We start from the raw sequence: 24216 nt of genomic DNA, 5'->3' as shown, positions 1-24216 counted from the left end.
CTAATGGCAGCGTGCACTGCGGCGCCACAGGATCAGTATTACTTGCTATCCTCAACACAGGCCCCGGCATCATCTGCAACCGGGCAGGGCATGGTTGTCGGCATCGGGCCGGTCAGCATTCCAAGTCACCTTGACCGTTCGATGATTGTGACACGCAGCAGTTCAAACCGCTTAAATGTTCTTTCTGGTCATCGTTGGGCCGAACCGCTTGATGAAAACATCAACCGCATCTTGGTCGAGAATTTTGACCACACCGGCAAGGCATCGCGATTGGAAACCTATCCGTGGACGTCGCGTGCGGGGGTTGATGTGCAAGTGATCGTCGATATCGACCGGTTTGAACGCCAGCCGGACGGAAACGTTCTTTTGTCGGCCCGTTGGAAGCTGGTTGCGTTTGAAAGCGGCGTAGTCAAAGCATCCAACAGCTATGAAAAGACGGGCGCGCCAAATGGATCGGATGTCGAAAGCACCGTTTCCGCCATGAGCGATCTTTTGGCTGACCTGTCTGGTGAGATCGCAAATTACGTTCCGTAACCCCAGATAAACATACCGGCGCATAAAATAATTACAAATGGTTGTGCGGGGTGTCGTCCTGTTAAGCTACTGGTTTCATTTCAAGAAGCATTATTTCGCCATTTCCGCACAATCAAAATTTTAAAAATTCCAACAGCAGCCTATTGTTTTCGTTACCTGCTTCGTCTAATAAAGGGCTTATAAATATAAAAGCCTTGGGACACGCGCCTGACTGTTTAACTGGCATGTAAATGCCACCCAAACAGGATGTTAGGGAGCCAGAGCGCGTTATGTCGGATACGACATTTGAAGTACGGGTTCAGCGAGGGGATCGCTGGATCATTCATTCGACATTCGATGTCGAAAAAGAAGCGGTAACAGAAGCCGAAAAGCTTTTGAAAACCAAGGTTTCTGGCGTCCGCGTTGTCCGTGATTGGGAACGCGACGATGGTCGTCATATCGAAAAAGTCCTTCTGGATAAAGAAGGGGTTGCCGATGATCAGGAAACAGATGTGCGTGTTTCGTCGATTGACGAAGCCCCCCTTTGTGATACCGACAATGACCTTCTGCAGAAAGAAAGCCGCGCGACCATCAACCGGTTGCTGCGCAAATATTTCGAACAGGAAATTCTGACACCTTGCGAGGTAATGTATAATTACCAAAACCTGCGCAAGTTGATGTTCCATGACAGCTTGATGCCGACTGCGGTCGATAAGGTTGCCGGCCTGCATGCCAAGGCGACCGACGGCGATCACATCGAAGCCATGAATAACCTTCATGGCGCGATTGAACAGCTTGCCGCACGTGCGCGCGAAGTTGAAAAGGTCGATCTTCCTGCCTTCGAAGATGCAACAATTTCAGAAGTCCGCGATGAAATTCGTAGCCTGAATTTGGCCGAAGACACCGATTTTCTGACGATGGTCGCGCTGACACGCGTGATGTCATCGACCCGAAATTGGGTGGGTAAGCTTGATCTGGCGCTTAAGGTCAAAGGCGACGAAAAAGACGAAGCCGCCAGAAAGCTGCTTGATGACGTCATCGCCGATATTCTGGGTTCTCCGGTGGCGTTAAAGGATCTGCTTGGCAGTTCGCGCAGCTTTGGCGACGCGGTAACCCGTCATATCGATGTTGCATTGGGCCGGGCCAAGGGTAATCGCGGTGCGGCCGATGATATCCTTGATCTGTTGAACCCGCTTTTTGGTTCTGGTCTTTTGGCGACCAGTCAGGACGCGCTTTTTGACTATATCGTGCGGGAGCTTAAAAGCCCCAACGCATTGCGACGTCATGAAAGCGAACCAGATCCGCTGAGCGATATTCTTGATCGGCTTGTCAGCGAAAAAGGCGTTATCTACGGAACCGCGATGGTCGAAGCCCTGGCCGAACGCGGTGCGCGCCTTCGCAATGTCGGTGGCCCACGCGCACTGATCGAAGGGGTTACAGAAATCTGTGATCGCCTGGTGCCCAATTGGCGGAAACTGACGTGGCTTTTGGCCGTATCGAACAGCGGCATTGTCGATGATTTCGCCGATGAGCTGCATGTGATGATGTTTGATGCCGTCAAGGATATGCGGGCCCTGCGCGCGTTCTGCGATCCAGAAGCAAAACCACGCGACAAGATGGCAACGGTCACGCAGATGAATGATGCGGTCGAAGCATCCAACCTTCCCGATGTGCAGAAAAAGCGGATTGGCGCACGGCTTGATGATGGGTTGGCGGAATATCTTGTCCGCGAAAAGGTCATTGAACGGATCGACAATCCGTCGCTTCATTTGCGTAAACGCGCCTATATGTTGGTGCAATTCTGTTCCAGCGGTGTCCTGATCGAAGGTAAATCCGCCTCGATGGCACGTAAAAGGGTGGTCGGATACCTAAAACAGCCGAACTTCACCGATAAGTTGGTTGATGACATCAAGGACATGCCCACCAAGGAAGGCACCATTCGCGACTTTTATGCACTTTTGCAGCGAAGTGGTTTCTAGCGGTCCTTGTTTCCTCGCGGCCGATTAGAACAATCAGATAACTGAACATGACAAACACCCCACCATGCCAAACTGGCAAGATTGGTGGGGTGTTTGTCATTGTTGCCAGTTTTGATTTGCGGCATTCTGATCAGGCTTTAGGGAGATCATGCAATGTCCAAACCCGCATCCGACACCAGATTGATGGTCTGCTACGCCTATGACAATGTCATGAGCCTCGATATTGTCGGGCCGCTTCAGGTATTTGCGACCGCCAATGACGAACTTGCGTTGCTGGGGCGTGTGGAATCCTATGAGTGCATGGTTGTCGCCGACCAAGCCGGACCGATCAAAACATCATCCTGTATCCGTCTGCATGCGGATGTTGCCCGCTCTGATGTGTCGCTTAAAGACATCGATACCCTGTTTGTTCCGGGTGGTGATGGCATGCCGACACTGCGCAAGGACGTTGGTCTGCGCCAATGGTTGCAAGACGCCGAAAAGAAGGTCACGCGCTTGGGATCAATCTGTTCGGGCGCGCTCATCTTGGCCGAGGCGGGGCTATTGGATGGACGGATGGCGACAACTCATTGGTCGCGGTGCGATGAAATGGCCCGTGATTTCCCGGCTGTTCACTTAATGGGGGATCGCCTGCACAGCTATGATCCGACCGGGCTTGATGGCGATCCGCATGTTTTCACATCCGCTGGCGTGACCGCCGGAATTGATTTGGCTTTGGCGATTGTCGAAGCCGACTTTGGCCGTACCCTTGCGCTTTCGGTGGCGCGGCGCTTGGTGATGTTTTTAAAGCGCCCCGGTGGGCAGGCACAATTTAGTTCCTATCTGATCCCCGATAAGGGGGTAACGTCGCGGCTTGCCAGTTTGCTTGATTGGGTGCCCGGGAACCTTGATCAGAACCTGTCGCTAGACGTTCTGGCAGATCGGGCAGGGATGACACCCCGCACATTTTCGCGCGTCTTTACCCGTGACATGGGCATGAGCCCGGCGCGCTATATCGAACGGGTTCGCGTCGAAGCCGCGCGCGCCCTGTTACAGGATGACACGATGGCGATTTCGACCGTCGCAACATTGTGCGGCTTTCGTCATCCTGAAACGCTTCGCCGCGCGTTTCAGCGGCATTTATCGGTCAGTCCACAAGAATACGCCGAACGGTTTGCCCGAAAGTCGCTGACACCGGTTTAGAGAAGCCGATTTAGAGAACCGGTTCAAACACTTGAATACCCACAAATTATTCCCTTTTCGGAGTTGGAAACATGTTGTTGCTGACCAATGGATCAGTGCGTCTGCTGTTTGCCGCCCAGGCGCTATATTGGTCCTGTTCGCTGATCGGGATCACCTTGACCTCAATCGTTGGTGTGTCGCTTGCACCCAATCCGGCATTGGCGACTTTGCCGCTGGGCATTTTGATGTTTGGCAATCTGGCATCGGTTCATCCGCTGTCGATGGTCATGCAACGTTATGGCCGACGCACCGGGTTGTTTTTGGGGGCGATTTTCGGTGTTGCGGGCGGGTTGTTGGTCGCGCTTGGCATCTATAACGCGCAATTCTGGCTGGTGGCGGTCGCACCGTTCCTGATTGGCATTTATCAGGCATCCGCGGCTTATTATCGTTATGCCGCACTTGAGGCAGTCGATACCGTGCATAAAGGCCGTGCTGCCGCATTGGTGGTCGGCGGCGGCGTGTTGGCGGCGTTGATTGCACCGGAAATTGCGACCTCAAGCCGCGATATGCTGCCGGTGCCCTTTGCGGGTGCCTATATCGCCCTTGCCGGTTTGGCGGGGCTTGGGGCGTTTTTGATGGTGATGCTGCCTGATGGGGCGGTTCCGGTTAAACCACACACCAATGGTGGCATCATGCGCGATCTTTTGCGTCGTCCGGCCGTTCGTGGGGCGATTGCAATCAGTGCCAGCGGGCAGGGCATCATGGTGTTGGTGATGACGGCAACACCGCTTGCGATGAAATATTGCGGATATGATGTCGATGTCTCGGCCAATGTGATCCGCTGGCATCTGGTGGGCATGTTTCTGCCCGCATTTGTTGCCGGACCGATGATTGATCGCTTTGGCGCGCGTCAGGTCGCTGTTCTGGGCAGCCTTACGCTTGGCGCCAGTGTTGCCGTTGCGGTATCGGGGATTTCGGTGCCAGCCTTTTTGATCAGCTCATTCTTGCTCGGCATTGGGTGGAATATGTTGCTTCTGGCGGGCACGGCTCTTTTGGTGGCGGGGCATAATGATGCCGAACGCGGCCATGCGCAAAGCTTGATGGAATTGGGCAATGGCCTGACCGGAACATTGGGATCATTGGCATCTGGCGTTCTGATTGCCGGGGCAGGGTGGGATTTGATCAATTATGGCGCAGTACCGGTTTTGTGTATCGCACTTTTCATGATGTGGCGTGCGCGTCAGGGCCGTGCGGCGGCGAATGCCTAAGCATAGCCAAAAGAAACCGCCGGTCACGCCGACCGGCGGTTGGAGTTCGAGACGAGCGGGGCTTGCCCGCCTCGGCGCGATAAGTGGCACGAAGCATCAGGTTGTGCGATGTTCGGGCACTAAAAAACCGGCCTTCAGGCCGGTTGAGCATTGATCGACGGGATATTGCCCGCGACAAATTCTTTGATCTTCTGCAATACCAGTTCCCGCGAGCTAATTTCACGGGTACGGAAAAGAACTTCGCGGTCTTGAATGACCAAACCCAAATAGACCGGATCTTTATAACCTTCCGGGGTTATTTTCAGGGCGCGAAGCGTATGACCGAAATCATCGGTGCTCTGATAGATGGTACGCATGTTACTCCAACCAGCTTGTAGCGTCTTCAGACGGTGAAAAACCAATCGACACCCGCTTTATGACAGGTGTTTTTTGCTGATCGATGACAGCTATATGATGGTTTGAAGACTCTTTTGGATTTCAACCAAAAAAGCCCATGAGGGCGGGTGGCAAAAAGCCGCTGGTTTTATTTGATGGTCCTGTTAAAAATAAAACCTTCAAAAGCCTGTTTTCGGGCATTGACACATGCGGTGCCGATGTTTAAGAAAGGCGTCGTTCCGCAGGGAACACCAAAGAGATACGGGCAAGTGGCCGAGTGGCTGAAGGCGCTCCCCTGCTAAGGGAGTATAGGGTCAAAAGCCCTATCGAGGGTTCGAATCCCTCCTTGCCCGCCATTGATTAAAGCACCCTTACAGGGTGCTTTTTTCGTTTCTGCGGTACCTTAAATCTCCTCAAAAACCTCTGTCTTGATGGCGCTTATGTGCGTCGGGCCTCGTATTTTCCGTTCATAGACCATATGTGTTGGGAACGAGCAAATGACGAGGATTAACAATAAATGCCCCAAAACGTGATGTTTCCCGGCCTGTTACGCGCCAGTACCCTTGCGATTGTTGGCAGCATGTTCGCGATTGCGCCCGCATCGGCGCTTGTTACCAAAAGCGACCATGATCACACTGTTGTCGAAGTCGCACAGGATGGCCGTATCTTTTCAGAAGAAGAACGCCGCATCATTGCCGATGTGTTCGATTTGGCGACCGGTAAAGCCCAAACCGAGAATGATGACGTTGGCAACGGCAAAGATAAAAACGGCAAATCGGGCAAGGGCGCAAAAGGCAAAGGTAACAATGGTGTCGGCAATAATGGCCTTCCGCCGGGGATCGCCATGAAGCTTGAACGCGGCGGACAGTTGCCCCCAGGCATTGCCAAGCGTGATCTTCCGGCTGATGTGCAGGCACGCCTGCCAAAGCGCAATGATGGCACGATCCGTCAAGTTGTTGGCGATGATGTCGTGCTGATCGAAAAGGGCACAGAGATCATTCTTGATGTTATTCGCAACGTGGTTCGGAATTAATCTTCTTTGATTTTAAACGTAAAAAAACGCGGCGTATTTTCTACGCCGCGTTTTTCATGTTCGGAACGAGTTTTCGCCATTAGGTAAAGGCGTTAAACGTGATGATGGTCTGGGTGTCTTTGATATTAGGCAGCTTGTGAATGTTTTCGTTCACATAGCGCCCGATATCCTGCTGTTCCTCAACATAGACCTTAACCAGAAGTTCGAACGGGCCGGAAATGGAATAGACTTCCGACACACCTTCGACTTCCTCGACAAGATCGGCGGCAACGTCATAGGCTTTACCCAATTCGCATTTCACGAAGATGAAAAAGGGATGCATCGGCAGTGCTCCAGTACGGTTTGAATTTTGTCACAAGCTATCGCGCCACAGCAACGCTTGCAATGTTCGTGCTTACGTATCGCATTATAGTCCGGTGACCCAACGCGATTAAATACGTTCAAAGCGGTTTTTTATAGGCATGCTGGGCACGCAGGTTCACCGCTTCCTGCGTTACGTCCCAGACAGTCGTTCCTTGGGTTTCCGCCGTCAGGCTGGCCATGGCCAATCCTTGGCACATCGCATCGTCCATGGTGGCACCGGGCTTGGCAAAGCATGACAGGAAACCAGAATAAAACGCATCCCCAGCACCATTGACGTCGCGCACCATGGTCGGCAATGGCTGCCAGAATGCGCAGTCGTCTTGATGGGATGACACAACACCTTGCGCGCCCAGTGTAATCACCGCGTCGGTGACACCTTTATCACGGAGCTGCGCAATGGCGGTTTTCGCCTGATCAATCTCTTTGATGTCAATACCGGTTAAGACCTTTGCCTCTGCCCGGTTGGTGATCAGAAGGTCGATTTTATCCAACACCGGGGCAAAACGTGCGGCCTTGCTTGGTGATACGGTCGCAGCACAGAACTTCGACGGGCCTTTGTTTTCCGCCAACCACGCAATCGTTTCGACCGGAAGGTTGGCATCAATCAACCACCAAGGCCACGCCTGTAAATTGGCAAGCTGATCGGCCAGCAAATCAACGCTGAGGAAATCATAAACCTCGGCATCCATCATCCCCAATGCCAGTTCGCCAGTTTCATCAAGCACGGCGGTATAGCCCGCTGTGTGCTTGTCTTTGAACTTTGTAATTCGGCGGGTATCAATGCCAATTTGCGACAGGGCGGCGATCACGTGTTCGCCGTCACCATCATCACCAACCGCGCCAAGCATCGCGACGTTATTACCAAGCAACCGCAGATGAACCGCAATATTGCGTCCGACACCACCGGGTTTACGATGCAACGTTCGGACTGGGTTGGACGCAGCGGGAACATATTGTTCTGTGCATTGCACAGTGCGGTCAAAATGGGCGGCACCAAAACAAAGGATATTGGCCAACGGCGTGATCACGGTGTGTTGCTCTTTATGGTGGGGTAAACAGGCATGGGCATTCGTTCTAATCTAAGGACTGTCATAGTCCGCCCCAACGATCAAAGGCAAGAAAAACAACCAGAAAAACAAAAAGGGCGACCCGCACTATCAGGCCGCCCTTTATGGATTGTATATCGATCAAAAGATCGCGTGACCTTTGCCGTCACTTATTTCAGATTGATGCGGTCCCCAGTGGTCGGGCGCATCGGTGAATTCATGCTGATATAATCGGCAACCGCCTGTTCAAGGTTCGGACCAAAATCATAAACATCCGTGGCATTGTCGCGGAACAGCACATAGCCATCACCGCCATTGCGCATGAAATCGTTGGAAACAACGCCATAAAGCTTGTTGGGCTCAATCGGGTCGTACCCATCGCTATCGCCATCGGCGACCATAACGTTGGAAACACGCGATCCAACCGGTTTGGAAGTATCCAGGTCGAATTTAAGGCCCGCGACCTGCGGGAACTGGCCTTTATCCTCGTCGAGCTTTGAAACACCATGTTCAAGCGACGCAACAATGTCCTTGCCCGAAAGCTTGAATGTCGCCAGTGCATTTTGGAACGGCAGCACCGTCATAACGTCGCCCATGTTGACCGTGCCTTCATCGATGCTTGCGCGCACACCGCCACCGTTTTGAATGGCAACCTGATAACCGTTGCCAGCCTTCCACAGCATTGCATCGGCAATCAATGATCCCATCGAACATTCCATATGACGGCATGTCTCGCGCGATCCGTCGGCGGGCGCGGTAAAGGTACCGACCTTAATGTTGCGCACGGCATCAACCTTGCCACTGGCAAGCGCAATAACGTCTAAAACGTCTTGGGCGGGTTTGATGCTGGCATCAAGGGGGATCGGTTCGCCCGACCACGCGGTGGCAACGCCGTCATCGTCAAAGGTGACATCAAGTTCGCCAAGATAGCGGCTATAGGCATAGGCCTGCACGATAAGGACAGGTTTGCCATCAGGTGCCGTTTCAACAACCGGGTAGGGGTAGGCGGCCTTTTCATTGTTATTGGAAAACAGCTGGTGGTCGTGACCACCAACAATAACATCAATACCGCTTACAGTTTTGGCCAGTTCGAAATCTTTGTAAGACCCCGAATGGCTGAGCACGATGATTTTATTGACCCCGGCAAGGCGCAGGCGCGCAACCGAATAACGCAGCGCCATTTCAGAATTGGTAATCTCGACCTGATCGCCCGGGCTTGAAATGTCGGGGGTTTCTTCGGTTGTGATCCCGATCAGACCGATTTTCTCGCCGCCAAGCTCGATAGTGGTTTCCGGGATGATTTCCCCATCAAGGCTGGACGAGGCGGTTGGATGCACATTGGCCGACAGGACCGGCATTTTGCTGGCCTTGATAAAGGCTTCAAGCACGTCCGGGCCGTCATCAAATTCATGGTTGCCGATGGTCATCGCGTCGTAGCCGGCCATCTGCATCAATTTTGCGGTCAGTTCGCCCTTATAGGTCGAATAATAAAGAGACCCCTGAAACTGATCGCCGCCATCAACGGCCAACACATTGCCGCCTTGCGCCTTGGCATCGCGAATAGCGGTCGCAAGACGGGCATAGCCGCCAAAACATTTGCCCGCCGCGTCATCCTCGGCCGCACAGCTATTGTTGTATTTTGTCACCGATTCAACGCGGTCATGGACATCATTGGTATGAAGGATGCGCAGATTATAATCGGCCCATGCGGTTCCGGCGCCAAAGGTCATCATGGTGCATGCCGATAGCACCCCTGCAATTTTATATTTCATTATGGATCTCCAGCAAAAGCCAGGTTCGCCGATCCCGCGCGGCTGTCTGGCATAATATGTCAACGGCTTAAACGCACGGAATGCTAACACCAATTGGCTGCCTGCGGTATTCCAGGTTGATGACAGACCGGTGAAAATTGCAAATGTCGATGTGCGTTATTGCGCCCGTGTTAAAGAATCGGCAGCACGCATGGGGCCCATTACCATGGCAAAGGACACAAAACGACTTTGATCAATTACAAACGGGGCGAAGAAAATATTTTGCCACGAATAACACACAACCAGACGGCTAAAAGTCCCCCAACCTAAGGGAAACCACGCAGAAGCGCGATTGCATCCAACAATTTGCCGTAAACCTTTTGCCGCGCGTTCGGCAGGTTATCGGCCTAGTTGCGCGGTCTTCTATTTACAGGGTACTACATTTTGTAGTTACCATAAGTTTCGCGCAGCACAGACACACCGGTTCAATCGCAACGAAGGACCAAATTTGGTCGTGCTGCGGATCAGGTTTTCGATGAGGGAGTTCCGCCGGTAAAAGGGCACCGACGGAAGAATAAACAGAATCAAGCAATGAAGGGCATCGGAATGAAAAAGCTTCTGACCTCCGTGGTCGCGGCTGTCGCCTGCTATGCAGGTGTTGCTTCGGCTGCAGACATCAAACCGGCAGTGGTCTATGACCTTGGTGGCCGTTTTGACCGTTCGTTTAACCAGGGCGCTTACAACGGCGCAGAAAAATACAAAGAAGATACCGGTACCGAATATCGCGACTTCGAAATTCAGAACGATTCCCAGCGTGAACAGGCCATGCGGAACTTCGCGCGTCGCGGCATGAGCCCGATTGTCGCGATTGGCTTCTCGCAGGCAACCGCTTTGGAAACTGTGGCCAAAGAATTCCCTGAAACCAAGTTTACGATCATTGATATGGTTGTGGATCTGCCAAACGTTCAGTCTGTTGTGTTCAAAGAACACGAAGGATCGTTCCTGGTGGGTGTTCTGGCCGCAATGGCATCAAAAACCGGCAAGGTCGGTTTTATTGGTGGCATGGACATTCCGTTGATCCGTAAATTTGCTTGTGGTTACAAACAGGGCGTTAAATACGCCGACAGCGACGCCGAAGTGTTCGAAAACATGACCGGTTCAACCGGTGCGGCGTGGAATGACCCGGTTAAGGGTGGTGAACTTGCAAAATCGCAGTTCGACCGTGGTGCAGACGTGATCTATCATGCAGCCGGTGGTACGGGCGTTGGTGTCCTGCAAGCAGCCGCAGATGCGGGCAAGCTCGGCATTGGTGTTGACTCAAACCAGAATGCCCTGCATCCGGGCTCGGTCCTGACCTCGATGGTTAAGGGGGTTGACGTTGCTGTTTATGATTCGTTCAAAGCCGCCGCAGACGGCAGCTGGAAACCAGGCGTCACCGTTCTTGGTCTGGCCGAAGGTGGTGTTGACTGGGCGCTTGATGAAAACAACGAAAAGCTCATCACCGATGAAATGAAAGCAGCCGTTGCGAAGGCCAAAGAAGAAATCGCTTCGGGTTCGCTTAAAGTACACGATTACATGAGCGACAGTTCCTGCCCGATGTAAGGCAGCAACGACTAAAACCGGGGATTTGTAGTGTCGGATACGATGCATCAAATGCACGGCGCCGGGGAAACCGGTGCCGTGCAGCCCGCAATTGAACTGCGCGGTATAGACAAGCGGTTCGGTGCGGTACATGCCAATAAGGAAATCGACCTTAAGGTCGAAAAGGGAACAATCCACGGTATCGTGGGGGAGAATGGCGCAGGCAAGTCAACACTGATGAGTATCCTGTACGGCTTTTATCAAGCCGATGCAGGCACCATTCATGTGGATGGCAAGCTGTGCGATATCAAAGGGTCCGAAGATGCCATTGCCGTTGGGATTGGCATGGTTCATCAGCACTTCATGCTGGTCGAGACCTTTTCTGTTCTGGAAAACGTCATTCTGGGTGTCGAAGGCGGCGCTGTGCTGCGCGATGGCGTGGATAAGGCGCGCGTCGAACTCAAACGGCTTGAACGTGAATACGCGCTCGACATTGATCCCGATGCGATTGTCGGTGATCTGTCTGTTGGGCTGCAACAACGTGTTGAAATTTTAAAGGCACTGTATCGTGGTGCTGAAATTCTGATCTTGGATGAACCAACCGGGGTTTTAACGCCCCAAGAAGCGGACCATTTGTTCCGCATTCTAAATACCCTAAAAGAACAGGGCAAAACGGTTGTTTTGATCACCCATAAATTGCGCGAAATCATGGCTGCAACGGACAATGTGTCTGTCATGCGCCAGGGCGCAATGGTCGCTGATCGCAAAACGGCTCAGACCAGCCCCGAAGAATTATCCGAACTGATGGTGGGCCGCAAAGTATTGCTGCGCCTTGAAAAGGGCGCGGCCAATCCGGGGGCGACTGTGCTTGCGGTCAACAACCTGTGTGTTGATAACGCCCAAGGCATCCATAAGGTTAAAAACGCGACCTTTACCGTGCGTGCCGGTGAAATCGTCGGTGTCGCGGGTGTTTCGGGCAATGGTCAAAGCGAACTTCTTGAGGCACTGGGCGGTATCCGCGCCGTCTGCGAAGGAAGTGTGACCCTTAACGATCAGGATGTCACACCGGGTAAGGGCGTCGATGCCGCCGAATTGCGTCGCCGCGGTGTCGCCCACGTCCCCGAAGATCGCCATCGCATGGCAATGGTCACGGGGTTCTCCGCCAAGGAAGCCGCCATCTTGGGTTATGAAAATGATCCGGCCTATCAAAAGGGACCACTGTTGGATTGGCACGCCATTTCCGATGCGACCGCGCATATGATGTCCGAATTTGATGTGCGCCCGGATAATCCCGATCTTAAGGCCGCGAATTTTTCCGGCGGTAATCAGCAAAAGCTGGTTCTCGCACGTGAAATCATGCGTGATCCGGAACTTCTTTTGGTGGGGCAACCCACCCGCGGTGTCGATATCGGTGCCATTGAATTTATTCACAAACGCATTGTCGCCATGCGGGACGCTGGCAAGGCTGTCCTTTTGGTGTCTGTGGAGCTTGACGAAATCATGTCGCTTGCCGACCGAATTTTGGTGATGTGCGATGGTGCCATCATCGGCGAAGTTTCTGCTGCTGAGGCAAATGAACGTGTTCTTGGTCTTATGATGGCCGGGGTTGATCCCAACGAAGCCAAAGCAAAAGCAGCGGAGGGGCAGGCATGAGCAATACCGTCGAACTTCCCCGCTGGATCGATGTTGGTGCTTTGCCGCTTTTGAACCTGTTGCTTGCGCTTTTGGTTTCGGCCCTTGTGGTGCTGGCGATTGGGGAAAACCCGATCAAGGTCGTCGAAATTTTGCTTTATGGCGCGTTTGGCTATGACGAGGCATGGGGCTATACCCTTTATTACACCACCAACTTCATCTTTACCGGGCTGTCCTTTGCCGTCGCATTCCATTGCGGTCTGTTTAACATTGGCGCAGAGGGACAAGCATACATTGGTGGCCTTGGCGTGACGCTGGCCGCACTTTATCTCGATTTCTTGCCGTTTCCGCTGATGCTGGTGGTTGGCATAATGGCGGCGGCGATCTTTGGCGCGGCATGGGCCTATATCCCGGCCTATTTGCAGGCGCGCCGTGGATCACACATCGTGATCACGACCATCATGTTCAATTTCATTGCGTCGTCTTTGATGGTCTATTTGCTGGTAAACGTCCTGCGCCCACAGGGTTCCATGACGCCGGAAAGCGAACGCATTTCCGAAAATCTGACCTTGCCGTTTATCCATGATATGGCTGCGTCCTTTGGCATTGATATGGCGTCAAGCCCGCTGAACCTGTCATTTGTATATGCCATCGCCGCCAGTGTGCTTGTCTGGCTGTTTATCTGGCATACGCGCTGGGGCTATGCGATCCGAACGGTTGGGGCCAATGCGGTGGCGGCAACCTATGCCGGGATTGATCCGGGCCGGTACATCATCATTGCGATGATGATTTCCGGGGCCTTGGCATCGTTTATGGCACTTAATGAGGTCATGGGTGTTCAGCACCGTTTGCTGATCGATTTTACCGCCGGATATGGCTTTGTCGGGATTGCGGTGGCGCTGATGGGGCGCAACCATCCGTTTGGCATTTTCTTGGCGGCTCTTTTGTTTGGCATGCTCTATCAGGGCGGGGCAGAGCTTTCATTTGAAATTCCGACGATTTCCAATGACATGGTCGTGGTTATTCAGGGTCTTGTGATCCTGTTTACCGGGGCGATGGAACACATGTTCCGTCCGCGCGTGACCAAAATGTACACCGCCTGGCGCCTGCGCCGTGACCGGATGGAGGCCGCGTGATGGAAACCTTTGAACTGATTATTCTGCTTCTGGATGCGACCCTTCGGACATCGACCCCGCTTATTTTGGCGGCCCTTGCGGGCATGTTTTCCGAACGATCAGGCACCATCAACCTTGCCCTTGAAGGTATGATGTTGGGTGGCGCCTTTGCCGCGGCGACGGTGGCATTTTATGCCGGTAATCCGTGGGTCGGACTTTTGGCGGCCATTGCGGCGACCATCGCGCTTTCTTTGCTGCATGGCTTTGCCTGCATCACGCATAAAGGCAACCAGGTCGTATCAGGCATGGCGATCAACATTCTGATGTCGGGTTTCACCGCCCTTGTCGGGATTGCGCTGTTTGCTCAGGGTGGCAAAACACCGGCCCTTGATAAAGCATCGCGCTTTCAGCCGATTACCCTTCCGGGGGCTGAGGCCGTTAAAGACGTTCCGATCTTAGGTCCGCTTTATTTCGAATTGATCAGCGGCCATAACATCCTTGTCTATATCGCCTTTCTGGCCGTACCCGCCGCATGGTGGGTGATGTACCGGACGCGGTTTGGTCTGCGTCTGCGCGCGGTGGGGGAAAACCCCGGTGCGGTTGATACGGCGGGTATTAGCGTTGTCTTGATGCGCTATCGTGCGGTGGTGTGCTCTGGCGTGCTGGTTGGCATGTCTGGTGCGTACCTTTCAACCGCCCAAGGCGCATCGTTCTTGCATGATATGACCGCCGGTAAGGGGTATATCGCCCTTGCTGCCATGGTGTTTGGCAAATGGCGCCCATTCCCGGCCTTGTTTGCATGTTTGCTGTTTGGGTTCTTGGATGCGGCGGCGACCCGTTTGCAGGGCGTTGTTTTGCCCGGCATTGGCGAAGTCCCCGTTCAGTTGGTCCAAGCATTGCCCTATGTGCTGACGGTGATTTTGTTGGCCGGCTTTATTGGCCGCGCAACACCGCCCAAGGCCCTTGGCCGTGCCTATGTAAAGGAACGTTAAACCCGGTTTAGCGTTCCAAATACATTGCCAATGATCACTAAGATGATCACATGCATCGGGAAACTTTTTCGCGGTTAGGCGGCCTGCCGTCATCGGCAGGCCATTTTCCGCACCGATAGATAAAGATAACGCGCCCCAATTGGGCTTGCGCGGATTTCAAAAACAGGACGAAATTGATGGAAGCGACGAAACAGGCACCGCGCGATTTGACTGAGGCGGCCATATCCGCCCGCGATAAGGCCTATGCGCCATATTCAAAGTTCCATGTCGGCGCAGCGTTACGCACCGAAAACGGGCAGATTATCGCCGGGTGCAACGTCGAAAACGCCGCATATCCCGAAGGTGTTTGTGCCGAAGCCGGCGCAATTTCCGCCATGGTCTTGTCGGGCGAAACCAAGTTTGACGAAATTGTCGTGGTGGGTCTTGGCGATGTTGCCTGCACACCATGTGGCGGGTGCCGTCAGAAAATCCGTGAATTTACCGGATCGGACGCCACCATCTTTATCATCAATGATCAGGGCGAAACGCTTTTGACCCTGACCCGCGAAGAATTAATTCCGCATTCCTTTGGTCCGGAGAACCTTAAATGAGCAACGTCACCACGGCACTTGATGTCATTGCCTCAAAGGCACCCGGTTTTAAGGCCGACGTCGCGATTGTCCTTGGCAGTGGCTTGGGCGGCGTTGTCGATGCCATCCGGGATGCGATCAAGATTGACTACAAAGATTTGCCGGGCTTCCCGGTGCCGACAGTTCATGGACATGGCGGGCAATTGGTTCTGGGCCAAATCGGCAGCGTATCCGTTGCCGTGCTGCAGGGACGGGCGCATTATTATGAACATGCCCGTTCGGATCTGATGGCGGAACCGCTTGAAACCCTGCGTGGCCTCGGCGCGGATCAATTGATCCTGACCAATGCGGCCGGGTCACTGCTTCCCGATGCAACGCCAGGCAACCTGATGCTGATTACCGATCACATCAGCATGTTTGGCCCCAATCCGTTGATCGGGTATCGCGGTGATGATCGCTTTGTCGGGATGGATGTGCCTTATGATCCGCAAATCGGTTCGGGCTTGCATGCGGCGGCGTCTGAACTTGGCATTAAGCTGTTTGAAGGCACCTATTGCTGGTGCACAGGGCCAAGCTTTGAAACTCCGGCTGAAATCAAAATGCTTAAGGTTTTGGGGGCGGATGCGGTTGGCATGTCAACTGTGCCTGAATGCATCTTGGCGCGTCGCCTTGGCTTCAAAGTTGCAGGCGTTTCCAACATCACAAATATGGCCGCCGGCATGAGCGCGACACCCCTTAGTCACGAACAAACGCTTGAAATGTCCAAAGACGGTTCTGCCAACCTTATCCGTATCTTAGTGCATTACTTTTCACGTTCTGCATAAACAAAAATTCGCTTTTGGGTCTTGGTAAATTAAAGTCACAAAAAGCGCGCAGGAGACAGCAAATGCTGCCGCAAGAAATCATTCGCCGCAAACGCGAAGGCGACGTTCTGACCGAAGCCGAAATTGCCTTTTTCGTCAAAGGCATTGCCGACGAAACCATCAGCGAAGGGCAGGTTGCTGCCTTGGCAATGGCGGTATTTTTTAACGGCATGACCATGGATGAACGGGTCGCCTTGACGCGCAATATGCGCGACAGCGGCACGGTCCTTGATTGGAAGTCATTTGGTCTTGATGGGCCGGTTGTCGATAAACATTCGACTGGCGGTGTCGGTGACAAAGTCAGCCTGATGTTGGGGCCAATTGTTGGCGCATGCGGTGCATTTGTGCCGATGATTTCCGGGCGTGGTCTGGGCCATACCGGTGGGACGCTTGATAAATTTGATTCCATTCCCGGCTATCGCACCGCGCCGACATTGGACGAATTCGCCAAAGTCACCCGCGAAGTTGGCTGCGCCATCATTGGCCAGACGGCCGATTTGGCCCCGGCGGATAAGCGTTTCTATGGCATTCGTGATGTTACCGCGACGGTCGAAAGCATCCCACTGATTACCGCATCCATTTTGTCGAAAAAACTGGCAGCGGGCTTGGATGCCTTGGTCATGGATGTCAAATTCGGTTCGGGCGCGTTCATGAATGAATATGAACGGGCACGCGAACTGGCACAAAGCATTACCGAGGTTGCCACCCGCAACGGCGTTCCAACCGTCGCACTTTTGACCGATATGGAACAGGTGCTGGGCGATACGGTCGGCAACTCGCTTGAAATGCGCGAAGCAATTGATTTTCTGACCGGCAAACATCAAGAACAGCGTGTGTATGATGTCACGATGGCGCTTGCGGCGGAAATGCTGGCGGTCAGTGGTGTTGCCACCGATGTCGCCGATGGCCTGCAAATGGCGGGCGAGGCGCTTGAAAGCGGCAAGGCTGCCGAAGTGTTCGGTAAAATGGTCTCAAGCCTTGGCGGGCCTGCTGACTTCGTTGAAAAGCACGATACCTACCTTGAAGCAGCCCCGATGGTACAGGCCGTGACGGCTTCAAAAACCGGTCGGGTTCTATCGATGGATGCGCGTAAGGTCGGCTTGGCACTGGTCGCCCTTAAAGGTGGCCGCACCCGTGCGGATCAAAAGATCGATTTTGCCGTTGGCTTTAGTGACTTTATCAAGGTCGGACAGCCAGTTTCGGCGGAATCCCCGCTATGTATTGCCCATACCCGCGATCAGAACCAGTTTGACGACGCAACAGCACTTCTACGTGAAGCCATTGAAATTGGCGAAGGTGACGTTGACGAAACCGGCGATGCGCCGGCTGTTCGCGAACGGATCGTGGCCCGCAAAAAGGGCTAAGCGGTTCAAACACGCCAACCAAGTCAAAAGCCGGGGAATGTCCCCGGCTTTTTGCGTTTCACTGTTAGATACTCAATTGTCTTGCTGATCAGGCGTTGATACTGGCCTTGATCATGGCGGCGGCTTTTTCCGCGATCATGATGGTCGGCGAATTGGTGTTGCCCGATGTGATGGTCGGCATCACGGATGCATCGGCAATCCGTAATCCAGCAAGTCCGCGCAAACGAAGTTCGGGGTCAACCACAGATGCCGGGTCCGATCCCATGCGGCAGGTACCAACAGGATGGAAAATCGTCGTGCCGATATTGCCTGCGGCCCGGACAAGGTCTTCTTCGGTGTCATACGACGGACCGGGTTTGAATTCCTCTGGTCGATAGGGGGCCAATGCTGGTTGGCTGGCGATTTTCCGCGTCAGGCGAATGGACTCTGCCGCCACGGTTTTATCTGCATCCGCCGAAAGGTAATTGGGCGCAATGGCGGGTTGTTCGCGGTAATCGGGGCTTGTGATGTGAATGGTGCCTCGGCTTTGCGGACGCAGGTTGCACACACTGGCCGTAAAGGCCGGGAATGGATGCACCGGATCGCCGAACTTTTCCAACGACAAGGGTTGGACATGGTATTGCAAGTTTGGCGTCTCAAACGAGCTATCAGACCGCGTAAACACGCCAAGCTGGCTGGGTGCCATCGACATGGGGCCAGATTGCTTAAACAGGTATTCAAGCGCGATGCTGGCCTTACCAATCAGGCTACTGGCTTTTTCATTTAAGGTTCGGATACCGCTGACCTTATAGGCACAGCGCAGTTGTAGGTGGTCTTGCAGGTTTTCGCCGACTTGTGGCCGGTCCAGGGTTTGCTCGATCCCGTATTGCTGCAAAATATCGCCGCGTCCAATGCCCGACAGTTCCAAGATTTGGGGCGATCCAACCGACCCTGCGCTCAGGACCGTTTCACGTATGGCCGTCACGGTTTCAATCTGACCGTCGCGTTCATATTCAACACCCGTGATCCGACCCTCAGAAATGGTCAGACGGCGCACATGGGCGTTGGTGCGGACTTCAAGATTTTTACGATTAAGGGCAGGGCGCAAAAACGCCTTTGAAGTGTTCCAGCGAATGCCGCGTTTTTGGTTCACGTCGAAATAACCCGACCCTTCGTTGGTGCCACGGTTAAAGTCATTTGTTTTGGGAATACCGGCCTCAGCCGCGGCATTTTGAAACGCTTCAAGGATGTCCCATCGTACGCGCGCACGCTCGACCCGCCATTCCCCGCCTGAACCATGCAGATCGTCTGATCCCCGGTAATGGTCCTCGGACTTTTTGAAAAACGGCAAAACATCGTCCCAGCCCCAACCAGAACAACCCGATTGTTGCCATTGCTCGTAATCATTGGCCTGACCCCGCATATAGATCATGCCATTGATCGATGAACAGCCGCCCAGAACTTTCCCACGCGGATAGCCCAATGAACGGCCATTTAGGCCAGGTTCGCGTACGGTGTTAAAGCACCAGTCAACATTGGGATTGCCAATGCAATAAAGATACCCCACCGGGATATGGATCCATGGGTTGGTGTCTTTGCCACCGGCCTCGAGAAGGAGGACGGTGGCATTTTCGATTTCTGACAACCGATTAGCAAGCGTGCATCCGGCCGAACCGGCACCAACGATGACATAGTCAAATTGTTGCTTGGCCATTTTGTTCTTCTACCTTTCGCCGAACTGTCGCGATCATGTGTGGCCTAGCTTCTGGAACGAAGGCCCAGTTTTTTCGCAAGGCGTGACGCATTGAATTCCCCAACAACGCCGCGGCGGAACAACAATACGCAAACAATGAAAATCAGCCCGGTCAGGACCGTCACGGGGAAGCCCGTCGTCGACAGATAGTTCTGCACCGTGACGATAAAGGCGCCGCCGAAAATCGGTCCAAAAATGGTGCCAATCCCACCAAGCAACGTCATCAGAATGACCTCGCCCGACATTTGCCACGCCACGTCGGTCAGTGTTGCAAACTGGAACACCAGCGCCTTAAGCCCACCGGCAAGTCCGGCAAGACCCGCCGACATCACAAACGCCGCCAGCTTATAAAGATTGACCGAATAGCCCAGCGAAATGGCCCGGTCTTCGTTCTCACGAATTGATCGCAGGATCATGCCAAACGGCGAATTTACAATCCGCCACACGGCAAAGACCCCGGCGATAAACACCACCAAAACAAAGAAATACATGTTCAACGGATCGCTCAGGTCAATGAAGCCCAAAAGGTGACCGCGCGGCACACCTTGCAATCCATCTTCACCCCGGGTGAATTCCGCCTGCAGGCAGAAGAAAAAGAACATCTGCGAAAGCGCAAGCGTGATCATGGCAAAATAGATGCCCTGACGGCGGATCGCAAAGAACCCGATCACAAGCCCCATCAAGGACGCGCCGACAACGCCAAGCAATATTCCCGCCTCGGGTGGGAAGTTCCATTCCTTAACGGCATAGGCCGTGAAATAGGCCGCCCCGCCGAAAAAGGCCGCATGGCCGAATGATAAAAGCCCTGTGAACCCCAAAAGAAGGTTAAACGCACTGGCAAACAGCGCAAAGCACAGCACCTTCATCAAAAAGACGGGATAAAGGGTAAAGGGTGCGATCACCAAGCCAATCAGCAAGATGCCAACAAGGGCAAGCTGAACGCGGTTGGACGTACGATGCTGAGTTTCGGGTGTTGTTGCTATTTCAGTCATTTTACACATCCCGACCAAACAGACCCGCAGGTCGGACCAAAAGAACGATCGCCATGATCACGAAAATCACGATGTTGGATGCCTCGGGGTAAAACACCTTGGTCAATCCTTCTAGAATGCCAAGCATATATCCCGTCACAATCGCCCCCATGATAGAGCCCATGCCCCCAACAACGACGATGGCAAACACCACAATAATAAGGTTCGATCCCATAAGAGGGCTGACCTGATAAATCGGCGCTGCCATGATCCCGGCAAAGGCCGCCAAACCGGCACCAAGCCCGTATGTCAGGGTCAAAAGGAACGGCACGTTAATGCCAAATGATTGCACCAGTTTGGGATTTTCGGTTGCCGCACGCAAATACGCGCCAAGCTTGGTTTTTTCGATCAAAAGCCACGTGCCGATACAGACAATCAGTGACGCGACAACGACCCAGCCACGGTAAATCGGCAGATACATAAAGCCTAAATTCACCCCGCCCGAAAGCAGCTTTGGCGTCTCATAAGGCTGGCCCGATGTGCCATAGAAATAGCGAAACCCGCCTTCAATCACCAAGGCCAGACCGAATGTGAACAACAGCCCATAAAGATGGTCCAGATTGTAAAGGCGGCGCAGGGCAAACCGTTCAATCGCGATGCCGGTAATGCCAACAACCACCGGGGCCAGCAAAAGTGCCAACCAGTAATTCACGCCAAACCACGACAGCAGCAAAAAGCCGACAAACGCCCCCATCATATATTGCGCGCCATGCGCAAAATTGATCACGCGCAGCAGGCCAAAAATAATCGCCAGGCCAAGGCTGAGCACGGCATAGAACGACCCATTGATCAAACCGATCAGAAGCTGGCCGAGAAATGCCTGGATTGGAATTCCAAATATCATAATCACGGCGTCATACCCCCAAAGAGTCTTGCAGCGTGCCCATCTTCTCGGGCAGGTCCGAAACATCGAAACCTTCGGTCACCATGCCGTGATCCATGATGTAGAATCGGTCGGCAATTTTGCTGGCAAATCGGAAGTTCTGCTCGACCAGCAAAATGGTCATGCCGCGTTCCTTTAAGGTCTGTAAAACCTCGCCAATCCGCTGAACAATCACCGGTGCCAGTCCCTCTGTCGGCTCATCAAGCAGCAGCATTTTCACCCCGGTGCGCAACATGCGCGCCATGGCAAGCATCTGCTGTTCGCCGCCCGAAAGCTTGGTGCCTTGGCTATCGCGACGTTCTTTCAGGTTTGGGAAAAGCGTATAGATTTCCTCAACCGACATGCCGCTTTTGGAAACCACAGGCGGCAACATCAGGTTTTCTTCAACGCTTAGGGTCGCGAAAATGCCCCGTTCCTCGGGGACAAAGCCAATGCCTGCACGTGCGGTGTGATGGAGCGGCCGGTTCATTAAATCCTGACCGTCAAAATTGATCTCTCCGGTACGTTTGCGCAAAATGCCCATGATCGCGCGAAGCGTGGTGGTTTTTCCCATGCCATTGCGCCCCAAAAGGGTCACGGTTTCGCCTTTGCGCACATCAAGATCAACGCCGTGCAAAATATGGCTTTCATCGTACCAGGCATTCAGCCCGCGCACGGAAAGAAGCAATTGTTTATCCGTCATGATCCGTCCCCAGATAGGCGACCTTGACCCGTTCGTCATTGCTGACCGTGGCGTAGTCGCCCTGGGCCAGAATTTCGCCGCGTTGTAGAACGGTAATGTGATCACACAGGTCAGACACGACCTTAAGGTTATGCTCAACCATCAGAACCGCACGGGTTTTGGCAACCTTGCGAATAAGTTCGGCCACCATGCCAACATCTTCGCCGCCCATACCGGCCATCGGTTCATCCAAAAGCAAAACTTTCGGATCAAGGGCGAGGGTGGTCGCGATTTCGAGGACCCGCTTACGACCATATGAAAGGTCGGCTGCTTGGCTGTCATATTCGTTCTGAAGACCGACAGATTCCAAAAGCGCCATCGCCTTGTCATTCAGCACATTAAGCTTGCTTAACGGTTGCCAGAATTGAACCGCAAGGTGTTCCGGGCGTTGCAATGCAACCCGCACATTTTCGAGCAAGGTCAAATGCGGGAAAATTGCTGAAATCTGGAATGACCGCACCAAGCCCATCCGTGCCACGCGGGCAGGGGCCGTTTTGGTAATGTCATGCCCCAGCAGGGTGATTTTCCCGCTGGTTGGTTGCAGAAATTTGGTCAGAAGATTGAAAACTGTTGTTTTGCCTGCGCCATTCGGACCGATCAGCGCATGCACCTGGGCGTGATGAACATCAAGATTGACGTTCTTAACCGCAGTAAACCCACCAAAATCGCGTCGGAGGTCACGGGCAGAAAGAACCACCCGTGACTCCGTGTCGTTTTGAGGGTTACCGGGGAGCTTGTGGGCGTCGGTAACCGTCATGATCTTATTTCGACGCCAAAGAGCAGCCGCTTTCGGCCGGATCGATGAAGGCCTTGTCGCCCGGAACCGTATCAAGAACGTTGTAATAGTCCCAGTCACCCTGCATTTCGTCGGGTGTTTTGACTTCCATCAGGAACATGTCGTAAATCATGCGGCCATTCGCGCCGACCTTGCCATTCGGGGCAAAGACGTCATTGACCGGCATTTCATGCAATGCCTTGGCAACGGCTTCGGTTTCGTCGGTGCCGGTTTCTTTAATTGCTTTAAGATACTGCAACACAGCCGAATAGGTGCCTGCCTGAATGGTGTTTGGCATGCGACCGGTACGATCAAAGAAACGCTTGCCGAATGCACGGGTGTCGTCGTTACGATCCCAATAGAACCCCTCGGTCAGCGAAAGTCCCTGTGCTGCTTCGGCACCCAGGCCATGGACTTCGGCAATCGTAAACAGCAACGCCGCAAGACGCTGGCCGCTTTGAACAATGCCAAATTCCGATGCCTGTTTGATGGCATTGGCGGTATCAAGTCCGGCATTCGCCAAGCCAATAACCTTTGCGCCCGATGCCTGGGCTTGCAGCAAGAACGAAGAATAATCGTTGGTGCCCAGCGGATGGCGCACAGAACCAACAACTTTGCCGCCATTTTCCTTAACGAAGTTACCGGTCTGTTCTTCAAGCGAATAGCCAAAGGCATAATCGGCTGTCAGGAAAAACCAGCTATCACCACCGTTATTCACCAACGCACCGCCGGTGCCAACGGCAAGGGCATGGGTGTCATATGCCCAGTGGAAGCCATACGGTGAACATTGGTCACCGGTCAGGTCCGTGGTGGCGGCCCCTGTAACGATATCGATCTTTTTCTTTTCTTTGGAAATCCCCTGAACCGCGAGGGCTACGGAGGAGGTCGTCAATTCCATAATGGAATCAACCTGTTCTTCATCGTACCACTGACGCGCAATATTGGCGGCAACGTCGGGCTTGTTTTGGTGGTCGGCGGTAATCACTTCAATCGGTTTACCAAGAACCGTTCCACCAAAATCCTCAACCGCCATTTTCGCGGCTTCAAACGACCATTTGCCGCCAAAGTCGGCGTAAACGCCCGATTGGTCATTCAGGATACCGATTTTAACGATGTCGTCGGAAAGTTCGGCCTGTGCCGGCAACGCAGCCACAGCACTTGCCATAATCGCAACGGATGCGATTGCAAATTTCTTCATCTAAGTTCCTCCCTGATGGAACGATATGTTCCAGCATGCCGGATGGCACACCGGATGTTTTCCGCACCAAGCCCGGTTTTCTGCCGATTTTTCGGCCCGGATCGGTGATGCGTGCTTGATCTGCACATTTTTGTTGTTTTTGCCCGGATAGGATGTTTTTCCGGTAGTCCATTGAAAAGTAACGTTAAATTATTATTGTGTCGCTCCTTTTGGGACGTGCAAATACGTTATCATTGACCAAAATGCGGTAAAATATATATTTTTGGACAAT

The 24216-nt window shown here is 53.3% G+C and carries 22 protein-coding genes and 1 tRNA gene; 13 read left to right on the top strand and 10 right to left on the bottom strand.

Annotated features, from left to right (window positions below; translation table 11 throughout):
- The first annotated feature begins 3 nt into the window (after positions 1-3).
- From HCZ99_RS12470 to HCZ99_RS12455, 4 genes are all read left to right on the top strand, one after another.
- Positions 4-534 (top strand): PqiC family protein, encoded by a 531-nt coding sequence (locus HCZ99_RS12470; RefSeq protein WP_167447290.1) that lies wholly within the window; start codon positions 4-6, stop codon positions 532-534.
- 269 nt (positions 535-803) lie between these two features.
- Positions 804-2492 carry a hypothetical protein gene (locus tag HCZ99_RS12465; RefSeq protein ID WP_167447289.1) on the top strand — a complete coding sequence of 563 codons (1689 nt, stop codon included), beginning with the start codon at positions 804-806 and terminating at the stop codon, positions 2490-2492.
- Between the two features lie 153 nt (positions 2493-2645).
- Entirely contained in the window at positions 2646-3674 is a 1029-nt protein-coding gene (locus tag HCZ99_RS12460; protein ID WP_167447288.1) for a GlxA family transcriptional regulator, read from the top strand.
- 71 nt (positions 3675-3745) lie between these two features.
- Positions 3746-4921 carry an MFS transporter gene (locus tag HCZ99_RS12455; protein ID WP_167447287.1) on the top strand — a complete coding sequence of 392 codons (1176 nt, stop codon included), beginning with the start codon at positions 3746-3748 and terminating at the stop codon, positions 4919-4921.
- A 134-nt stretch (positions 4922-5055) separates the two neighbouring features.
- Here HCZ99_RS12455 and HCZ99_RS12450 read toward each other — a convergent pair whose 3' ends face one another.
- Positions 5056-5277, bottom strand: a complete 222-nt coding sequence (locus tag HCZ99_RS12450) for a hypothetical protein (protein WP_167447286.1) — start codon at positions 5275-5277, stop codon at positions 5056-5058.
- Between the two features lie 282 nt (positions 5278-5559).
- On the opposite strand from HCZ99_RS12450, the gene HCZ99_RS12445 reads away from it, so the two are divergent.
- Both HCZ99_RS12445 and HCZ99_RS12440 read left to right on the top strand, forming a co-directional pair.
- Positions 5560-5652: transfer RNA gene (locus HCZ99_RS12445), tRNA-Ser, on the top strand.
- Positions 5653-5813: 161 nt separating this feature from the next.
- Positions 5814-6329 carry a hypothetical protein gene (locus tag HCZ99_RS12440; protein ID WP_167447285.1) on the top strand — a complete coding sequence of 172 codons (516 nt, stop codon included), beginning with the start codon at positions 5814-5816 and terminating at the stop codon, positions 6327-6329.
- A gap of 79 nt (positions 6330-6408) precedes the next feature.
- Here HCZ99_RS12440 and HCZ99_RS12435 read toward each other — a convergent pair whose 3' ends face one another.
- From HCZ99_RS12435 to HCZ99_RS12425, 3 genes are all read right to left on the bottom strand, one after another.
- Entirely contained in the window at positions 6409-6651 is a 243-nt protein-coding gene (locus HCZ99_RS12435) for an Lrp/AsnC ligand binding domain-containing protein (protein ID WP_167447284.1), read from the bottom strand.
- Positions 6652-6769: 118 nt separating this feature from the next.
- Positions 6770-7720 carry a carbohydrate kinase family protein gene (locus HCZ99_RS12430; protein WP_368484257.1) on the bottom strand — a complete coding sequence of 317 codons (951 nt, stop codon included), beginning with the start codon at positions 7718-7720 and terminating at the stop codon, positions 6770-6772.
- A gap of 188 nt (positions 7721-7908) precedes the next feature.
- Complete coding sequence (locus HCZ99_RS12425) at positions 7909-9510, bottom strand: bifunctional metallophosphatase/5'-nucleotidase (RefSeq protein ID WP_167447283.1); 1602 nt, start codon at positions 9508-9510, stop codon at positions 7909-7911.
- A gap of 585 nt (positions 9511-10095) precedes the next feature.
- On the opposite strand from HCZ99_RS12425, the gene HCZ99_RS12420 reads away from it, so the two are divergent.
- The 7 genes from HCZ99_RS12420 to deoA all read left to right on the top strand — a co-directional run bounded on the left by HCZ99_RS12420 (position 10096) and on the right by deoA (position 17605).
- Positions 10096-11091, top strand: a complete 996-nt coding sequence (locus HCZ99_RS12420; protein ID WP_167447282.1) for a BMP family lipoprotein — start codon at positions 10096-10098, stop codon at positions 11089-11091.
- A 42-nt stretch (positions 11092-11133) separates the two neighbouring features.
- On the top strand, positions 11134-12723 hold the full coding sequence (locus tag HCZ99_RS12415; RefSeq protein ID WP_417805278.1) for an ABC transporter ATP-binding protein: 1590 nt from the start codon (positions 11134-11136) through the stop codon (positions 12721-12723).
- Entirely contained in the window at positions 12720-13838 is a 1119-nt protein-coding gene (locus HCZ99_RS12410; protein WP_167447281.1) for an ABC transporter permease, read from the top strand. Before HCZ99_RS12415 ends, HCZ99_RS12410 begins: the two co-directional genes overlap by 4 nt.
- The gene (locus tag HCZ99_RS12405; RefSeq protein ID WP_167447280.1) at positions 13838-14809 is read left to right on the top strand and encodes an ABC transporter permease; all 972 of its coding nucleotides are present in this window, start codon (positions 13838-13840) and stop codon (positions 14807-14809) included. The genes HCZ99_RS12410 and HCZ99_RS12405 overlap by 1 nt, the downstream gene beginning before the upstream one ends.
- Before the next feature lie 119 nt (positions 14810-14928).
- Positions 14929-15399, top strand: coding sequence for a cytidine deaminase (cdd, locus tag HCZ99_RS12400; RefSeq protein WP_439654659.1), 471 nt, complete (start codon positions 14929-14931; stop codon positions 15397-15399).
- Positions 15396-16202, top strand: a complete 807-nt coding sequence (locus tag HCZ99_RS12395) for a purine-nucleoside phosphorylase (protein WP_167447278.1) — start codon at positions 15396-15398, stop codon at positions 16200-16202. The genes cdd and HCZ99_RS12395 overlap by 4 nt, the downstream gene beginning before the upstream one ends.
- A 62-nt stretch (positions 16203-16264) precedes the next feature.
- The gene (deoA, locus tag HCZ99_RS12390; RefSeq protein ID WP_167447277.1) at positions 16265-17605 is read left to right on the top strand and encodes a thymidine phosphorylase; all 1341 of its coding nucleotides are present in this window, start codon (positions 16265-16267) and stop codon (positions 17603-17605) included.
- A gap of 88 nt (positions 17606-17693) precedes the next feature.
- Here deoA and HCZ99_RS12385 read toward each other — a convergent pair whose 3' ends face one another.
- From HCZ99_RS12385 to HCZ99_RS12360, 6 genes are read right to left on the bottom strand one after another with little or no spacing between them, the layout of a single operon-like run.
- Positions 17694-19298, bottom strand: a complete 1605-nt coding sequence (locus HCZ99_RS12385; RefSeq protein WP_167447276.1) for a GMC family oxidoreductase — start codon at positions 19296-19298, stop codon at positions 17694-17696.
- 44 nt (positions 19299-19342) lie between these two features.
- Positions 19343-20329 carry a branched-chain amino acid ABC transporter permease gene (locus tag HCZ99_RS12380; protein WP_167447275.1) on the bottom strand — a complete coding sequence of 329 codons (987 nt, stop codon included), beginning with the start codon at positions 20327-20329 and terminating at the stop codon, positions 19343-19345.
- A gap of 1 nt (position 20330) precedes the next feature.
- Positions 20331-21212, bottom strand: a complete 882-nt coding sequence (locus HCZ99_RS12375; protein ID WP_175581504.1) for a branched-chain amino acid ABC transporter permease — start codon at positions 21210-21212, stop codon at positions 20331-20333.
- Between the two features lie 10 nt (positions 21213-21222).
- Complete coding sequence (locus HCZ99_RS12370) at positions 21223-21933, bottom strand: ABC transporter ATP-binding protein (protein WP_167447273.1); 711 nt, start codon at positions 21931-21933, stop codon at positions 21223-21225.
- On the bottom strand, positions 21923-22729 hold the full coding sequence (locus HCZ99_RS12365; RefSeq protein WP_167447272.1) for an ABC transporter ATP-binding protein: 807 nt from the start codon (positions 22727-22729) through the stop codon (positions 21923-21925). Before HCZ99_RS12365 ends, HCZ99_RS12370 begins: the two co-directional genes overlap by 11 nt.
- Positions 22730-22733: 4 nt before the next feature.
- Positions 22734-23945, bottom strand: coding sequence for an ABC transporter substrate-binding protein (locus HCZ99_RS12360; RefSeq protein WP_167447271.1), 1212 nt, complete (start codon positions 23943-23945; stop codon positions 22734-22736).
- Between the last annotated feature and the right edge of the window lie 271 nt (positions 23946-24216).

Source organism: Thalassospira lucentensis (assembly GCF_011806425.1).
Taxonomy (GTDB): Bacteria; Pseudomonadota; Alphaproteobacteria; order Rhodospirillales; family Thalassospiraceae; genus Thalassospira; species Thalassospira lucentensis_B.
This window is presented reverse-complemented; position numbering and strand designations above follow the sequence as displayed.

Excerpts from the sequence above, each read along its gene's own strand:
- HCZ99_RS12470 (WP_167447290.1), top strand. The coding sequence starts at position 4 with ATGGCAGCGTGCACTGCGGCGCCACAGGATCAGTATTACTTGCTATCC.
- HCZ99_RS12465 (WP_167447289.1), top strand. The coding sequence starts at position 804 with ATGTCGGATACGACATTTGAAGTACGGGTTCAGCGAGGGGATCGCTGG.
- HCZ99_RS12460 (WP_167447288.1), top strand. The coding sequence starts at position 2,646 with ATGTCCAAACCCGCATCCGACACCAGATTGATGGTCTGCTACGCCTAT.
- HCZ99_RS12455 (WP_167447287.1), top strand. The coding sequence starts at position 3,746 with ATGTTGTTGCTGACCAATGGATCAGTGCGTCTGCTGTTTGCCGCCCAG.
- HCZ99_RS12450 (WP_167447286.1), bottom strand. The coding sequence starts at position 5,277 with ATGCGTACCATCTATCAGAGCACCGATGATTTCGGTCATACGCTTCGC.
- HCZ99_RS12440 (WP_167447285.1), top strand. The coding sequence starts at position 5,814 with ATGCCCCAAAACGTGATGTTTCCCGGCCTGTTACGCGCCAGTACCCTT.
- HCZ99_RS12435 (WP_167447284.1), bottom strand. The coding sequence starts at position 6,651 with ATGCATCCCTTTTTCATCTTCGTGAAATGCGAATTGGGTAAAGCCTAT.
- HCZ99_RS12425 (WP_167447283.1), bottom strand. The coding sequence starts at position 9,510 with ATGAAATATAAAATTGCAGGGGTGCTATCGGCATGCACCATGATGACC.
- HCZ99_RS12420 (WP_167447282.1), top strand. The coding sequence starts at position 10,096 with ATGAAAAAGCTTCTGACCTCCGTGGTCGCGGCTGTCGCCTGCTATGCA.
- HCZ99_RS12415 (WP_417805278.1), top strand. The coding sequence starts at position 11,134 with ATGCATCAAATGCACGGCGCCGGGGAAACCGGTGCCGTGCAGCCCGCA.
- HCZ99_RS12410 (WP_167447281.1), top strand. The coding sequence starts at position 12,720 with ATGAGCAATACCGTCGAACTTCCCCGCTGGATCGATGTTGGTGCTTTG.
- HCZ99_RS12405 (WP_167447280.1), top strand. The coding sequence starts at position 13,838 with ATGGAAACCTTTGAACTGATTATTCTGCTTCTGGATGCGACCCTTCGG.
- HCZ99_RS12395 (WP_167447278.1), top strand. The coding sequence starts at position 15,396 with ATGAGCAACGTCACCACGGCACTTGATGTCATTGCCTCAAAGGCACCC.
- deoA (WP_167447277.1), top strand. The coding sequence starts at position 16,265 with ATGCTGCCGCAAGAAATCATTCGCCGCAAACGCGAAGGCGACGTTCTG.
- HCZ99_RS12385 (WP_167447276.1), bottom strand. The coding sequence starts at position 19,298 with ATGGCCAAGCAACAATTTGACTATGTCATCGTTGGTGCCGGTTCGGCC.
- HCZ99_RS12380 (WP_167447275.1), bottom strand. The coding sequence starts at position 20,329 with ATGACTGAAATAGCAACAACACCCGAAACTCAGCATCGTACGTCCAAC.
- HCZ99_RS12375 (WP_175581504.1), bottom strand. The coding sequence starts at position 21,212 with ATGATATTTGGAATTCCAATCCAGGCATTTCTCGGCCAGCTTCTGATC.
- HCZ99_RS12370 (WP_167447273.1), bottom strand. The coding sequence starts at position 21,933 with ATGACGGATAAACAATTGCTTCTTTCCGTGCGCGGGCTGAATGCCTGG.
- HCZ99_RS12365 (WP_167447272.1), bottom strand. The coding sequence starts at position 22,729 with ATGACGGTTACCGACGCCCACAAGCTCCCCGGTAACCCTCAAAACGAC.
- HCZ99_RS12360 (WP_167447271.1), bottom strand. The coding sequence starts at position 23,945 with ATGAAGAAATTTGCAATCGCATCCGTTGCGATTATGGCAAGTGCTGTG.